General features: G+C 44.9%; 17 protein-coding genes and 1 pseudogene. 16 read left to right on the top strand and 2 right to left on the bottom strand.

Annotation, left to right across the window (positions count from 1 at the left end):
- Window positions 1-86: 86 nt before the first annotated feature.
- The 10 genes and pseudogenes from RIN81_RS04570 to RIN81_RS04615 form a co-directional block, all read left to right on the top strand.
- Window positions 87-384: pseudogene (locus RIN81_RS04570) on the top strand (MarR family winged helix-turn-helix transcriptional regulator); the annotation flags it as partial.
- A 297-nt stretch (window positions 385-681) separates the two neighbouring features.
- On the top strand, window positions 682-1,317 hold the full coding sequence (locus tag RIN81_RS04575) for a nitroreductase family protein (protein ID WP_309087824.1): 636 nt from the start codon (window positions 682-684) through the stop codon (window positions 1,315-1,317).
- 188 nt (window positions 1,318-1,505) lie between these two features.
- Complete coding sequence (locus RIN81_RS04580; RefSeq protein WP_309087826.1) at window positions 1,506-2,216, top strand: phosphoadenylyl-sulfate reductase; 711 nt, start codon at window positions 1,506-1,508, stop codon at window positions 2,214-2,216.
- A 510-nt stretch (window positions 2,217-2,726) separates the two neighbouring features.
- Window positions 2,727-3,680, top strand: coding sequence for a thymidylate synthase (locus tag RIN81_RS04585; RefSeq protein WP_309087828.1), 954 nt, complete (start codon window positions 2,727-2,729; stop codon window positions 3,678-3,680).
- 629 nt (window positions 3,681-4,309) lie between these two features.
- A complete protein-coding gene (locus RIN81_RS04590) occupies window positions 4,310-4,519 on the top strand; it encodes a hypothetical protein (protein WP_309087830.1) in 210 nt (69 codons plus the stop codon).
- A gap of 94 nt (window positions 4,520-4,613) precedes the next feature.
- The gene (locus tag RIN81_RS04595) at window positions 4,614-5,102 is read left to right on the top strand and encodes a dihydrofolate reductase (RefSeq protein ID WP_309087832.1); all 489 of its coding nucleotides are present in this window, start codon (window positions 4,614-4,616) and stop codon (window positions 5,100-5,102) included.
- Window positions 5,103-5,247: 145 nt separating this feature from the next.
- Window positions 5,248-6,240 (top strand): ABC transporter substrate-binding protein, encoded by a 993-nt coding sequence (locus RIN81_RS04600; protein WP_309087834.1) that lies wholly within the window; start codon window positions 5,248-5,250, stop codon window positions 6,238-6,240.
- Between the two features lie 55 nt (window positions 6,241-6,295).
- Window positions 6,296-7,213 (top strand): ABC transporter permease, encoded by a 918-nt coding sequence (locus RIN81_RS04605; protein ID WP_309087836.1) that lies wholly within the window; start codon window positions 6,296-6,298, stop codon window positions 7,211-7,213.
- A complete protein-coding gene (locus tag RIN81_RS04610; protein ID WP_251270859.1) occupies window positions 7,206-8,000 on the top strand; it encodes an ABC transporter ATP-binding protein in 795 nt (264 codons plus the stop codon). The genes RIN81_RS04605 and RIN81_RS04610 overlap by 8 nt, the downstream gene beginning before the upstream one ends.
- Before the next feature lie 126 nt (window positions 8,001-8,126).
- Entirely contained in the window at window positions 8,127-8,984 is an 858-nt protein-coding gene (locus RIN81_RS04615) for a DegV family protein (protein ID WP_309087838.1), read from the top strand.
- A gap of 19 nt (window positions 8,985-9,003) precedes the next feature.
- On the opposite strand, the gene RIN81_RS04620 is transcribed toward RIN81_RS04615, so the two are convergent.
- On the bottom strand, window positions 9,004-9,372 hold the full coding sequence (locus RIN81_RS04620; RefSeq protein ID WP_309087840.1) for a cyclic-phosphate processing receiver domain-containing protein: 369 nt from the start codon (window positions 9,370-9,372) through the stop codon (window positions 9,004-9,006).
- A gap of 82 nt (window positions 9,373-9,454) precedes the next feature.
- Window positions 9,455-9,943 (bottom strand): PCYCGC motif-containing (lipo)protein, encoded by a 489-nt coding sequence (locus RIN81_RS04625; RefSeq protein ID WP_309087842.1) that lies wholly within the window; start codon window positions 9,941-9,943, stop codon window positions 9,455-9,457.
- Window positions 9,944-10,061: 118 nt separating this feature from the next.
- Between RIN81_RS04625 and RIN81_RS04630 the strand changes: the two genes are divergently transcribed.
- From RIN81_RS04630 to RIN81_RS04655, 6 genes are all read left to right on the top strand, one after another.
- Window positions 10,062-10,850, top strand: coding sequence for a GDSL-type esterase/lipase family protein (locus tag RIN81_RS04630; RefSeq protein WP_309087844.1), 789 nt, complete (start codon window positions 10,062-10,064; stop codon window positions 10,848-10,850).
- Window positions 10,847-11,425: a YpmS family protein gene (locus RIN81_RS04635; protein ID WP_242233686.1), complete on the top strand. Its 579-nt coding sequence runs from the start codon at window positions 10,847-10,849 to the stop codon at window positions 11,423-11,425. The genes RIN81_RS04630 and RIN81_RS04635 overlap by 4 nt, the downstream gene beginning before the upstream one ends.
- An 11-nt stretch (window positions 11,426-11,436) precedes the next feature.
- Complete coding sequence (gene msrA / locus RIN81_RS04640; RefSeq protein ID WP_309087846.1) at window positions 11,437-11,961, top strand: peptide-methionine (S)-S-oxide reductase MsrA; 525 nt, start codon at window positions 11,437-11,439, stop codon at window positions 11,959-11,961.
- The gene (msrB, locus tag RIN81_RS04645; RefSeq protein ID WP_309087848.1) at window positions 11,958-12,383 is read left to right on the top strand and encodes a peptide-methionine (R)-S-oxide reductase MsrB; all 426 of its coding nucleotides are present in this window, start codon (window positions 11,958-11,960) and stop codon (window positions 12,381-12,383) included. Before msrA ends, msrB begins: the two co-directional genes overlap by 4 nt.
- Before the next feature lie 197 nt (window positions 12,384-12,580).
- Window positions 12,581-12,808, top strand: coding sequence for a YozE family protein (locus tag RIN81_RS04650; protein WP_309087850.1), 228 nt, complete (start codon window positions 12,581-12,583; stop codon window positions 12,806-12,808).
- Between the two features lie 58 nt (window positions 12,809-12,866).
- Window positions 12,867-13,628: a sporulation protein gene (locus tag RIN81_RS04655; protein WP_309087852.1), complete on the top strand. Its 762-nt coding sequence runs from the start codon at window positions 12,867-12,869 to the stop codon at window positions 13,626-13,628.
- The last annotated feature ends 36 nt before the right edge of the window (window positions 13,629-13,664 follow it).

The raw sequence follows: 13,664 nt of genomic DNA on the forward strand, positions 1-13,664 counted from the left end.
TAATTGTATAATATTTAATTGTACACAACTTAATTTTAAAAAATATAATTTCGAACAATTTATATAGTTGAAGGAATGATGGAACTGTGAATGAGAATTTAAAGCTTGAGAATCAGCTTTGTTTTGCGATCTACGCTTGTTCCCGTGAAATCACCCGGTTATACCGTCCTGTCCTTGAGCAATTTAACATCACGTACCCCCAGTATTTAACGTTACTTGTACTTTGGGAGCATAATCGGCTCACAGTAAAGGAAATTGGAGAACTGCTTCATCTTGACAGCGGTACATTAACGCCCATGCTAAAGCGAATGGAAGCGATGGACTTAGTCAAGCGGGTAAGGTCAATGGATGATGAACGGAAGGTATGGATTGAAGTAACAGAGAAAGCAAATGAAATGAGGAAAGAAGCGGGGTGTGTATCGCAAATGTGTTCTCCTCATTACGGTATTACACAAGAGCAGTATGTGGATTTACTAGCCCAAATGAAACAAATTTTAGGAAACTTACAAAAAGAAACAAGGAATATAAAATAAAAGCGGGATACACAACAAATACAGCAGAGACGGGTCGCAATGAACGAGCAGATTCTTCTGGCAGCATAGTAGACTTGGATTTAAAAACACTTATGTACAAAATGGAATTTCGAAAACATAACGATTTAATAGAAGGAGTTTTACAGCTATGACTACACAAAAAACAAACGACTTTAACGAAATTGTAAAAGGACGCCGTTCAATTAAAAATTACGATCCAGCGGTGAAAATCAGCAAGCAGGAAATGGAAGAAATTCTTACCCTCGCAACTACAGCACCTTCTTCCGTTAATATGCAGCCGTGGAGACTTCTTGTGATCGAAAGTCCCGAGGCAAAAGCAAAGCTTGCTCCTCTGGCACGCTTTAATCAAAACCAGGTGGAAACTTCTGCTGCGGTGATTGCAGTGTTCGGCGATATCAACAACTTTGAGAAGTTTGAAGAAATTTATGGAAAAGCAGTAGAAGAAGGGCATATGCCGCTTGAAGTGAAAGAAGGCATTCACAAGTCCTTTGCTGGCTACTTTGAAACCATTTCCCGTGCAGAGATGGAAGATGTCGTACTAGTAGATGGCGGCCTTGTATCCATGCAGATCATGCTTGCTGCCCGCGCGTATGGTTATGATACAAATCCGATTGGCGGTTATGAGAAAGACAAAATTGCCGAAGCATTTGGTTTAGACAAGGAACGTTATGTGCCAGTTATGCTGATCTCTATCGGGAAAGCTGCAGATACAGGACACACGTCTGTCCGACTTCCAATCGACCGGGTGGCACAATGGAAGTAAGTTGTATAAAATGCTTCATGAAGAATGACTTCTGATGGTCATTCTTCATGGTTCCTTAGAAATGATGATTGAACAGGTGAAACCGGAATAATGGCTTTACCTGCTTTAAATGTAACAAAAACTGTTACAGTTTGCTGCGATGAATAAAGCGATTATTATGTAACCTCAAGATTGGAGGATCAGGAAAAATGGCAGCTTTAACATATGAAAACTGGGATGGCGTGCAGATCGATTTTCCAATAGACAATTCTTTAAAAGGCAGCCGCGATGTATTAAAGTGGGCTTTTGAAGAATATGGAGAAGAGATTGTATATGCGTGCAGCTTTGGAATAGAAGGTGTCGTCTTAATCGACCTTATCTCAAAAGTAAATCCAAACGCGAAGATCGTGTTTCTCGATACAGACTTTCACTTTCAAGAAACATACGAACTAATTAAAAAAGTAAAGAAAAAGTATCCGACACTTCGTATTGAAATGCAAAAACCAGAATTAACACCAGAAGAGCAAGCTGCACAGTACGGGGAAGAGCTCTGGAAAAGCCAGCCCGATCTTTGCTGCAGTATTCGCAAAGTAGAGCCTTTAAAGAAAGTATTGACGGGACCAAAAGCAGGGATATCCGGCTTAAGAAGGGAACAATCTGAAACACGGCGCCACGTTGAATTTATCAACTTTGACAACAAATTTGAATCAATTAAAATTTGTCCATTAATTCATTGGACAGCAGAAGATGTCTGGAACTATGTTAAAGCATTTGGACTTCCGTATAATACTCTTCACGACAAAGGCTACCCGAGTATTGGCTGCGAATATTGCACCATTACGGTTGAGGCAGGACAAAATTCACGTGCAGGCCGATGGGCTTCCCTTGAGAAAACAGAATGTGGTCTTCATAAGGTATAATTCTCAAAAAATGATTCAAAAGGAAAAAGCCAATAGAAAGAATGAAGAACTGTACTTTCAGTAAAGTAAGAAAGTGTCATTTAAATAGAATCAGGTAGATTTTATTTAAATGATGCTTACAAACTCATCTTTTTCTGCACACTCAGATGCTCGATAGGAATGGACGGTTACGGACATATTTATATATGCACAGGCAAAAAAAGTGATCTTTCATCACAGGGAAGGTCGCTTTTTTGCTTATTCGATTCCCGATTATTAAACGGCCACGTTCAGCCATGGCGGAGGAAGTGAGCTGATTGATTTCCAGGAAGCCCGGTCTATGTTAACAATCGGCGGGTAAACCGGAAGTTCCGTTAGTTATTTTAATCATGTAATTACGGTTTAAACTCCCGATTTTTCGCCCGTTCTGTTAAAACATCGGATCAGGGCTTGAACCGAAAAAGCTCTCTTGGTATGATGCGGAGGGTACAGAGAAATGAACGGTCCCCATGGATCAGTAGGAGGAAACAGGTGAGCAGCAGTGAACAACAATATCTTGATTTAAGCCGGGATATTTTAGCGAACGGTAACAGAAAAGAAGACCGGACCGGTACGGGAACCATTTCTGTATTTGGCCGGCAGATGCGGTTTAACTTAGCGGAAGGATTTCCTCTTTTAACGACAAAGCGGGTGTCTTTTAAACTGGTAGCCTCGGAAATGCTTTGGTTTTTAAAAGGAGACACCAATATCCGTTATCTGCTTCAGCACAACAATAATATTTGGAATGAATGGGCATTTAAACGCTGGGTGGAAAGCGCCGAATACGAGGGACCAGATATGACTGACTTCGGCCGGCGTGCTTTGGCTGATGAAGCATTTGCGGCGCAGTATGATGAGCAGATGACGCTCTTTAAGCAGCGTGTGCTCGAAGACGCGGACTTTGCGGAAAAGTTTGGCGAACTCGGTGACGTATATGGACGCCAATGGCGTGCATGGAAAACCTCACAGGGCGAAACCATTGACCAAATCGGCGATGTGATCGAGATGATCAAAAAAACACCGGACTCCAGACGTTTGATTGTATCAGCCTGGAATCCAGAAGATGTGCCGTCGATGGCGCTGCCGCCATGCCATACGATGTTTCAATTTTACGTAGCGGATGGAAAACTTTCCTGCCAGCTTTATCAAAGATCGGGTGATACGTTCCTCGGAATTCCATTTAACATTGCCGGCTATTCGCTGCTGACGCATTTAATTGCGAACGAATGCGGCTTAGAGGTGGGAGAATTTGTCCACACGATTGGCGATGCGCACATTTACACCAATCATATCGAGCAGGTAGAGACGCAGCTCTCACGCGAGCCAAAAGCGTTGCCGACCCTTCAAATAACAAAAGGAAAATCATTATTTGATATTGAGCTTGATGACCTTCAGCTGACGGGCTATGATCCCCATCCAGCAATCAAAGCTCCTGTTGCAGTTTGAAAACCGGCCTTAGGCCGGTTTTTTTGTTTGTTCTTTTCCTTGTTTAAAGCTGTTTTCGCAAATGCTATTGCTATCTATATAAATGGAGGATTATTTTAGTTTGTATAGTAGGATTTATACATATGCTTTGTTAGTACAAGAAGAACAGTTACAATAGGCTAAACCAAATAACAAAATGAGAGTAACTGCAGAGGTGTATTTTGATGAGGAAGAGTTCAAATCCAAATTTTTCAAGGGGACTTATTATAGCCTTAATTCCGGGTCTTCTGGCGTTTTTATTTACAGGGTATTGAACAGGTCACTTAAATTGGAACTTGTTATTGAATTATATTTTACTTCTGATGCTTGTAACTATTTTGCTAACTATCATATATTCACTTATTACCCGACAGAAAAGAAAATAAGGGAAAGATATTGAGTTAACCAATAAGTGTGTTAACTCAATACCGACCAAAGTCATCTCCTAACTGGATATGGCTTTTTTAGATCTCTCGCAAATACTTCGCTGTGACGACATAGGAGGATATTCAAAATAGCAACAATTTATGCGAAAACAGCCTTGTTTAAAGCGAATAGCGTCCGGGTAAGGAAAAGAAATCTGACCAAACTTTCCATAGGGAGGCATTTTCATGAATCAAAAACTGCAAATTTTAGGAGAAGGACGCAAAGTCCTTAAAAAAGAGGTAGACGAGTTTGGAACAGACCAGACCGTTTCAACGATTGAATATGATGATGGAACAGTGGTGAAAATTACGATTGCAAACGGCGATATAGATATTGAATGCAATAAAGGGCTGAGCATGGGGCCTGACGGAAACACAGCAACCATTGTCGGGTAGTGTTGGGAAAAAGCATCCGGGCGGATGCTTTTTTCATGTAATGGATGGAAATGTGGTACGATGTGAACGAGGAACGAAAGAAAGGAAGAGAGCCATGATTTCATTTATTTGGGCAGAGGCGAAAGGCGGCGTGATTGGCCGTGATAACGACCTGCCGTGGCGCCTGCCGGAGGATTTGCGCTTTTTTAAAAGAACAACACTTGGGTACCCGATTGTTATGGGGAGAAAAACATTTGCGTCCTTTGGAAGTAAGCCGCTGCCAAAGCGGGAAAACATTATTTTAACGACAGACCGCAGCTTTCATCAGGACGGTGTGACGGTTGTTCACTCAAAAGAAGAGGTGCTCCAAAGAGCGAAAAATGAAGATATTTTTGTGATTGGCGGTGCGAATGTGTTCAAGCAGTTTTTGCCGGAAGCAGACCGTCTATATGTCACGAAAATCGAGGCGGAATTTGAAGGAGACACGGTTATCGACTTTATTCCATGGGACGAGTTTCAAGAAACCTCCTGTACAAAAGGAGAAAAAAATGAAGAAAATCCGTACGACTACTTTTTTTGTGTGTACGATCGAACGACAAGGTAAGAAGCCTTGTCGTTTTTTCTGTTTATAGGTCATTTATTGTAAGGTATATTAAAAAAATTCTTGCTTTTCTGTTATTATTCGAAGATAATAAATATTAATTTACTACATAAAAGCGGTTACGCAAAAAAGAGGGGGCAGTTTAGGGATGAGTAAATGGAAATGGATGATGACGACAGGTGCGGCGGCTATGATGCTGGCAGCATGCGGCGGAGAGGAAGAAGCCAAAACCGAATCCGGCGGATCATCAGGAGGAGATACATATAAAGTGGGTGTTACACAATTTGTAGAGCACCCATCGCTTGATAATGCATATAAAGGATTTCAAGAAGGACTGAAAGAAGAAGGCGTTTCCGTGGAACTTGATGAACAAAATGCCCAGGGCGATCAAAACAACAACCAGACAATTGCGCAGAACTTTGTAGCGGATGACGTCGATTTGATTTTCGCTAACTCGACACCGAGCGCAACAGCGGCACTGAATGCAACAAAAGATATTCCGATTGTATTTACATCCGTGACCGATCCAGTAGCAGCAGGTCTTGTTAAAGACGCGGAAGCACCAGGCGGCAATATCACAGGCACAGTTGACCTTCATCCAGATGCCATTTCTAATACCGTAAAATTTATGACGGAAGCAGTGAAAGGCAAAAACGTTGGCGTGATTTATAACGCGGGCGAGCAAAACTCTGTTGCGCAGGCAGAGCAGGTAGAATCCATTTTAAAAGAAAATGGCTTGAAAATGGTACCGGTAACGGTTTCGGCTTCTTCTGAAGTAAAGCAGGCAGCAGAAAGCTTAGTCGGCAAAGTGGATATGTTTTATATCTTCACAGACAACACGGTTGTTTCTGCTCTTGAATCCGTTATTCAAGTAGCGAATGATAAAGATATTCCGCTGTTTGTCGGAGAAAAAGATTCAGTTGTACGGGGCGGCTTTGCAGCTTACGGATTCGATTATGAAGAAATCGGAAAAGAAGCCGGCAAAATGGCTGCACAAATTTTAAAAGGTGAAACAAAAGCAGGCGATCTTCCTGTTTTGCCGCCGCAGGATTTAAAACTTGTAATCAATGAAAAAGCAGCAGCAGAAATGAATATCGAAATTAAAGATGAGTGGAAACAAGATGCAGAGATTGTAAAATGAGTGGAAAAGGCGCGCCTTCACCGGGCGCTTTTTCTTGTATATGGAGGGATTTTTTATGATGACAGCCATGTTTGGCGCCGCGGAATCGGGCGTCATTTATGCGATTATGGCACTCGGTGTTTACCTGTCATTCCGGGTGCTTGATTTTCCAGACTTAACGGTAGACGGAAGCTTTGTAACAGGCGGAGCCGTTGCCTCGATTATGATTGTAAATGGAAGTGATCCATTTACAGCAACGGTTGCCGCGCTGTTTGCCGGTTTTCTGGCTGGATGTGCAACCGGAATTTTGCACACAAAAGGCGGCATTAACCCGCTTTTATCCGGCATTTTGATGATGATTGCCCTGTACTCTATTAATCTGCGGATTATGGGCAAGCCGAATGTGCCGCTGTTAGCGGAAGAAACGGTGATGACGAAAATAACTTCCTGGTTTGCCTCTGAGTGGAGCGTTCTTTTGTTTATGCTCCTGTTAACGCTAATCATTAAATTTGTCACAGATTTATTCTTGAAAACGGAAGTCGGACTGAGTCTGCGCGCTGTCGGAGACAATGAAGGAATGGTGCGAAGCTTTTCGGCCAATACAGGCTGGATGAAAGTGCTCGGTCTGGGTCTTTCCAACGCACTCGTGGCGTTCTCCGGTGCCCTCGTTGCCCAGTATAACGGATTTAACGACGTTGGCATGGGGATTGGGATGATTGTGATTGGTCTTGCTTCCGTCATTATCGGTGAAGCGGTTATCGGGCATTCTTCTATTGCCCGGGCGACTTTGGCTGTTGTGGTCGGAGCGATTTTATACCGGATGATTGTGACGCTGGCGCTCCGGATTGAATTTTTAGATACAGGTGATATGAAGCTGATTACAGCCGTTATTGTCATTATCGCGCTTGTTCTGCCAAAAATGCTCGACCGGCAAAAAGCGGCTGCACGAAAGAAAAAACGGCTTCAGCAGTTAGGAGGCAGCAGCCATGCTTGAAATGAACCAAATTTTTAAAGTATTTTACGAAGGAACGCCTGACGAAAAAATTGCCTTGAACCGGGTAAACCTGTCGATGAAGCCGGGTGATTTTGTAACCGTGATTGGCTCGAACGGGGCGGGGAAATCAACGTTGATGAACGTGATTTCCGGCAAGCTTACCCCGGATATGGGAACGGTCACGATTGACGGGACGAACATGACGTCGCTTGCCGAGCACAAGCGGGCATCCAAAATTGGCCGCGTGTTCCAGGATCCAATGGCGGGTACAGCCCCGACCATGACAATCGAAGAAAACCTGGCTCTTGCTTACAACCGGACGAAAACACGTACGCTCGCATTCGGTGTAACGAAAAAACGGCGTGATTTTTACCGGGAAAAGCTTGAAATGCTGCATCTGGGCTTAGAAAACCGGCTGCAGGCAAAAGTCGGCCTTCTTTCAGGCGGAGAGCGGCAGGCGCTTTCTCTTTTGATGGCGACATTCACTGATCCGAAAATTTTGCTTTTGGACGAGCATACGGCAGCCCTTGATCCGTCACGGGCGGAGCTGATTACAAACTTAACGAAAGAAATCGTAGACAAGCTCGGTTTGACTACACTGATGGTCACCCATAACATGCAGCAGGCACTGGATCTTGGCAACCGGCTGATTATGATGGACAAAGGGCAAATCATTTTTACGGCCAACGAAGCAGAAAAAAGAAGGCTGACCGTAGAAAAGCTCCTGGCAGAATTCCAAAAAATAAAAGGCGGCGGAGGCTTAAGCGACCGCTCGCTTCTGTCGTAAAATGGGAAGAAGACGATGCGTCTTCTTCTTTTTTTGTGAAAAGCGTTAAGAAGATGGGAAGAATGGATAAAGAAAGATAAAATAAAGATATCACCACGTTGAATGGCAGGAAAGAAGGGATATAAATTGGGCAGCATTAAAATTGTAACAGACTCGGCACTGGATATGACGAGCGATGAACTCCAAAAGCTCGGCATTACGATGGTGCCGCTGACCGTCCTGATTGACGGGAAAACATATTTGGATACGGTTGATATTTCAGCAGAAGCGTTTTTAGATAAAATGGCCGCAGCCGGGGAACTTCCGAAAACCTCACAGCCGCCGGTCGGCCGGTTTTTGGATGTGTACAATGATCTCGGTGCAGACGGCAGCCAGATCATTTCTATTCATATGACCGGAGAAATGAGTGGCACGTATCAAGCGGCACGCCAGGCTGCTGAAATGTCCTCATCTGATGTAACGGTCGTCGATTCGCGCTATATCTCAAAAGCGCTTTCCTACCAGGTATTAGAAGCAGCTGAGATGGCGGCGTCCGGCCGCAGCGTCGAAGAAATTACCGCACGCCTTGATGAAATAAGGGCCGAAACAAAGCTGTATATTATGGTGGATACACTGGAAAATTTGGTTAAAGGCGGCCGGATTGGCCGTGCAAAAGGGTTTATCGGCTCTCTTTTAAATATTAAGCCGATTGCAGACTTGGATATCGGGGCATTGTCTCCCGTTACGAAAGTAAGATCACATACAAAAGCGCTGCGTTTTTTTGCAGAGCAGCTGGGTGAAGAACTGGAAGGGAAAAAAGTTGTGCGTTTTTCCATTATGCATGCCGGCCGGAACAGTGCCGCTTTTTCACAAAAGCTGAAAGAAGAAGTGGAACGGCTTACCGGTTTTCAGCATGTTGAGATTGGCATCACAGCGCCCATTATTTCTGCTCATGCCGGACCGGGCGCCGTCGGCATTATGTATCAGGCTAAAAAAGACGGATAAAAAAACAGGAACGAGCTTATCATAAGCCGTTCCTGTTTTTTTTATATGCATCTATAGGCGGATGAAGCGGCAAAGGACGAAGTGTCACTTGAATAGACCGCGGCATTTGGTGACTGGACTGAGCTTCCTTTAGAAAGCGGTACATGGCTTTTCCGCCTGTTGAATTGGCTGAATGAATGGTAATCCGCTCCGCAAACAGCTGGTGCTCAACCATAAGCTGGACAAGAACGAATCCATTCCTGCTTTTACTGACTAAATCATGATCCAGCGACAAATGGCCGATGGCATGATTTTTTAATAAATCAAAACATTCGTCGATTGTTTCGACAAGTGTGTGGTCGGGAGGACAAGTGCGGTAGTCATCAAGGAAAACATTGATACTCATCATTATCAGCCCTCACGTTTGACGTAACAAAATTATACCACGTTTTGGGCGTTTAAACGAGAAAAAGAAAAACCAGACGCTTTATTTAAGCGCCTGGCAGCGGAGTAGGAGTTGGTTCTGCATAGCCTTCGCTATACGTATGATCAATATAAGTACGGATTTCTTGCGGTGATTTGCCTTCTTCTGTCATGGCTGCAGCTGTGGCGGCAATGTCCAGGCAGACCCCGCAGCGAGTACCATGGTCATCCCAGGTGATTTCATTATTGTTTTGTTCTGCAATAAAACAATTCAAGCTGCTTTTATGGCCGGCAGACTCTCCGCATCCACAGTAGCAGGGTATTTGACCGAGCACAGCCGCATGTTTGGCAGCGGCTGTATAAACAGCCCGTACATTTTCCTCTTTGTCATCTAAAAAAGCCGGCAGTGTATCGGCTGAAGCTGTCACTTCCTGCAGATCGCCATTTGCGGCTGTATGTGTATGAGAGGTATGTGACTCAGCGTTGTCGTTATGCCCACATGCGGCTGCAAAAGGAATAGACATCGTTAAAATGATGATTGATAGTTTCTTTTTCAAGGTGTTTTGGGGCTCCTTTCAAATTAGAAGAATACCGGGAAAACTGATATAATCATACATTGAAACCCAATCACTTTCAACCGTGCTTGGAACATGATACGATTTTGAAAAAGAAGAGGTGACGGCGTTGAAGTGGGGAGCAGCGGGCATAATATTAACAGTGCTGCTGGCCGGGTGTGGGAACAACGCACAGGAAACAGTAGAAACACGCGTCCCGCAAGATATAAAGATTGTGTCAATCGGGGATTCCCTGACAGAAGGGGTCGGAGATAGTACAAACTCCGGCGGCTATGTTCCATACCTGGAAGATCAGCTGGAATCGCTTGATGAAATAAAAGACGCATCGTTTGTGAATTATGGAAAGCGCGGCAACCGTACAGAGCAGCTGATTAAACGGCTGAAAGAGGAAGAAATTGAAGCAGACATTCAACAGGCCGATATCGTCATGGTTACGATTGGCGGCAATGATGTGGTAAAAGTAGTAAAAGAAAACTGGTCGGATTTAACAGTGGATACATTCGAAAAAGAAGAAGAAGGCTACGGGGAGCGCATCCGCACTGTACTGCAGGACATAAGAGCCATTAATGAGGAAGCAGGCATTGTGCTGATCGGCATCTATAATCCTTTTGGCCGTGTTTTTGTTGATACGGATGACGACGAAGCGATTGTCCAGGCATGGAACAAGCGGGCGGAGGAGGTGGCCGCATCATTTGATCGAACTGTATTTGTAAATGTCGAAACGGTTTTTGGCGAAGGCAGTGACGGGCTGTTTTTTGAAGATCAGTTTCATCCAAATGATATGGGGTATGAACAAATGGCAGGCCGCATTTTTGATACGATCAATGGAGATCCGCTTGAAGAACTGACCAGCCAAAAAATTGTTATGCCAAATGAGGGATCAAATTGACGAAATGGAAAGTGGCCTTTTTTATACTGTTAGGCGGTATTATTGCTTTTATGGGAATGATTTTGATTTTTATTTTTCTTCCCTCTGGTGCGGAAAAACCAGCCATGCTGGAAGCAGAAGGGAAAACGGCTTTTCACGTAACCTCCACAAAAGCGGAGCTGAATCAGCTCGTAAACTATTATTTAGCACAGGAAGCCGGCGATGCGCCGATCGATTACGATGTATATATTGGCAACGATGTAGAGCTGTATGGCTCTTTTCCGGTGCTTGGGACAGACATTGACTACTATATGACATTTGAGCCGGAAGCGATGGAAAACGGCAATATTGTCCTTCATCAAAAAGGCCTGCGCGTCGGCCTGCTTGATATTCCGGCCTCATACGTACTGAAAACAGCTGACAGCGCCTATGCGTTTCCCGACTGGGTGCATGTTGTGCCTGATGAAGAGCGGATTTATGTGTCACTTGCCGAAATGCGGCTCGATAATGGGATGCGGGTAAAAGCCGAATCATTTAATTTAGCGAAAGACGATATTCAATTTGCGGTGCTTCTGCCGGAAGGAGCCGCAGAATAGGAGGCAGCAGGATGGAAAAGGCAATTTTTGCAGGAGGATGCTTCTGGTGTATGGTAAAGCCGTTTCATGAACAGCCGGGCATTGAAGCGGTTGTAAGCGGCTATACAGGAGGACACACCGAAAATCCAACGTATGAAGAGGTATGCAGCGGAGCAACCGGTCATATTGAAGCGGTTGAAATCACTTTTGATCCGGATGTTTTTTCATATGAAAAGCTGCTCGATGTATTTTGGATGCAGATCGATCCGACCGATGCCGGCGGTCAATTTTATGACCGGGGACGCTCTTATATGCCGGCCATTTTTTACACCACTGAAGAGCAGAAGCGCCTCGCGGAAGGATCGAAGCAGCGGCTTGATGCAAGCGGACGGTTCAAAAAGCCGATTGTGGTAGAAATCCTGCCGGCAGAGCCGTTTTACCCGGCAGAGGCGTATCACCAGGATTACTACAAGAAAAATCCTGCTCACTATAATGCGTACCAGACGGGTTCAGGCCGGGCTGCTTTTATTCAATCACACTGGAGGGACATGCAATGAACAAAGAAAACTTAAAAGAAACATTAACGCCGATGCAATATAACGTCACGCAGCAAAACGGGACGGAGCCGCCTTTTCATAATGAATACTGGAATGAAACGGCAGAAGGCATTTACGTGGACATCGTTTCAGGCAAGCCGCTGTTTTCTTCTAAAGACAAATATGATGCGGGCTGCGGCTGGCCAAGCTTCACGAAACCGATCGAAGCGGCAGAAGTACTGGAAAAACGCGATTTGTCGCACGGCATGATTCGAACAGAAGTACGAAGTAAAACAGCTGATTCGCACCTTGGTCACGTATTTCCGGATGGGCCGATGGAAGCCGGCGGTCTGCGCTACTGCATTAACTCGGCTGCGCTCCGCTTTATCCTCAAAGAGGATTTAGAAGCAGAAGGATATGGAGAATACAAAAACCTTTTCTAAAATTTTTAAGAGCGTGGACAAAATAAGAAGACAGGCTGAGTGAAAACGCCTGTCTTTCCAGGAACGCCGCCGGCTGGGAAGCGGAGTGGCCTTTTTGGGGTCATGAGCATTCACGGCCGGCAAGTGACGCTGAAAGTGGGCGTTTGAGGGCAGCCTGAAGACCTTTTTTAAGGTCTTTTTTTTGGAGGGAAACTAGAATGCATAAATCATTTTATCATTATTTAATGAAGTATCGGGAGGATCCGCCGCGCGATAACCTGGCCCTGTTTGCGAATGAAGCATTTGCGGACCATTCCTTTCCGAAAACGGCGGATTCTTACGATGTATTGAGCCGTTATTTGGAAATGGATGTGGATTATTTGCCGACGATGAGCGTATTTGATGAAGCATGGGAAAAATATGAGCAGGATGAATTAAACCGGTGAAACTTTTTAGATAATGGGTCGTAAATAAAGCAACGACAAAGAAATGGAGTGAAGCTGGATGGCATTGTTTAACAAAGCATTGGCAAGCATTGGAATTGGAAACGCAAAGGTGGATACGAAGCTGGAACGAGCCAAATACACAGCCGGCGATGTGATGCGCGGCGTTGTAGAGGTAAAAGGCGGAAACGTCGCCCAGCAGGTGGATTCCATCTACGTATCGGTGATGACGACATATGTGCGGGAAACAGATGACCGCAAAGTAGTAGAGGAAGCAGCGGTAGTAAAGGAAAAATTAAACGAACCCTTTACCATTAATCCTGGTGAAGTACGGGAGTTTCCGCTTCAATTGACACTTCCATATGAAACGCCGATTACCCAGGGGAAAACGCGGGTTTGGGTTGCCACAGGCCTTGACATTAAGCAGGCAGTGGACCCGGCCGATAAAGATTATATTGATGTTCATCCTACTGTTATGGCAGAAGAAGTGCTCGATGGCGTCCGCGCGCTTGGCTTCCGTCTTCGCGAAGTAGAATGTGAGCATGCCCGCCTGACGAAATATCCATTTGTGCAGGAGTTTGAATTTGTGCCGGTAACAGGCGAGTATGCCGGCAAACTCGACGAACTGGAGGTCTCATTCCTGCAGCAGTCGAAAGAGGAAGTCGAGGTGCTGCTGCAGGTGGATAGACGGGCACGCGGCTTGGGCGGCTTTTTGTCTGAAGCAATGGGCACCGACGAAACAAATGTCCGGCTGCGCATTTCCCGCCAGCAGCTTTCAGGATTGCGGAATATGCTTGACGAAACGATCCGCCGCTTTGCTTAAGAATCAATGAACTCACTTTGACCGCTAGCATGATGG

The sequence above is a fragment of the Domibacillus sp. genome, assembly GCF_031181085.1.
Taxonomy (GTDB): Bacteria; Bacillota; Bacilli; order Bacillales; family Domibacillaceae; genus Domibacillus.

Coding starts and splice junctions, on each gene's coding strand:
- RIN81_RS04575 (WP_309087824.1), top strand. CDS start 682: ATGACTACACAAAAAACAAACGACTTTAACGAAATTGTAAAAGGACGC.
- RIN81_RS04580 (WP_309087826.1), top strand. CDS start 1,506: ATGGCAGCTTTAACATATGAAAACTGGGATGGCGTGCAGATCGATTTT.
- RIN81_RS04590 (WP_309087830.1), top strand. CDS start 4,310: ATGAATCAAAAACTGCAAATTTTAGGAGAAGGACGCAAAGTCCTTAAA.
- RIN81_RS04595 (WP_309087832.1), top strand. CDS start 4,614: ATGATTTCATTTATTTGGGCAGAGGCGAAAGGCGGCGTGATTGGCCGT.
- RIN81_RS04600 (WP_309087834.1), top strand. CDS start 5,248: ATGAGTAAATGGAAATGGATGATGACGACAGGTGCGGCGGCTATGATG.
- RIN81_RS04605 (WP_309087836.1), top strand. CDS start 6,296: ATGATGACAGCCATGTTTGGCGCCGCGGAATCGGGCGTCATTTATGCG.
- RIN81_RS04610 (WP_251270859.1), top strand. CDS start 7,206: ATGCTTGAAATGAACCAAATTTTTAAAGTATTTTACGAAGGAACGCCT.
- RIN81_RS04620 (WP_309087840.1), bottom strand. CDS start 9,372: ATGATGAGTATCAATGTTTTCCTTGATGACTACCGCACTTGTCCTCCC.
- msrA (WP_309087846.1), top strand. CDS start 11,437: ATGGAAAAGGCAATTTTTGCAGGAGGATGCTTCTGGTGTATGGTAAAG.
- msrB (WP_309087848.1), top strand. CDS start 11,958: ATGAACAAAGAAAACTTAAAAGAAACATTAACGCCGATGCAATATAAC.
- RIN81_RS04650 (WP_309087850.1), top strand. CDS start 12,581: ATGCATAAATCATTTTATCATTATTTAATGAAGTATCGGGAGGATCCG.
- RIN81_RS04655 (WP_309087852.1), top strand. CDS start 12,867: ATGGCATTGTTTAACAAAGCATTGGCAAGCATTGGAATTGGAAACGCA.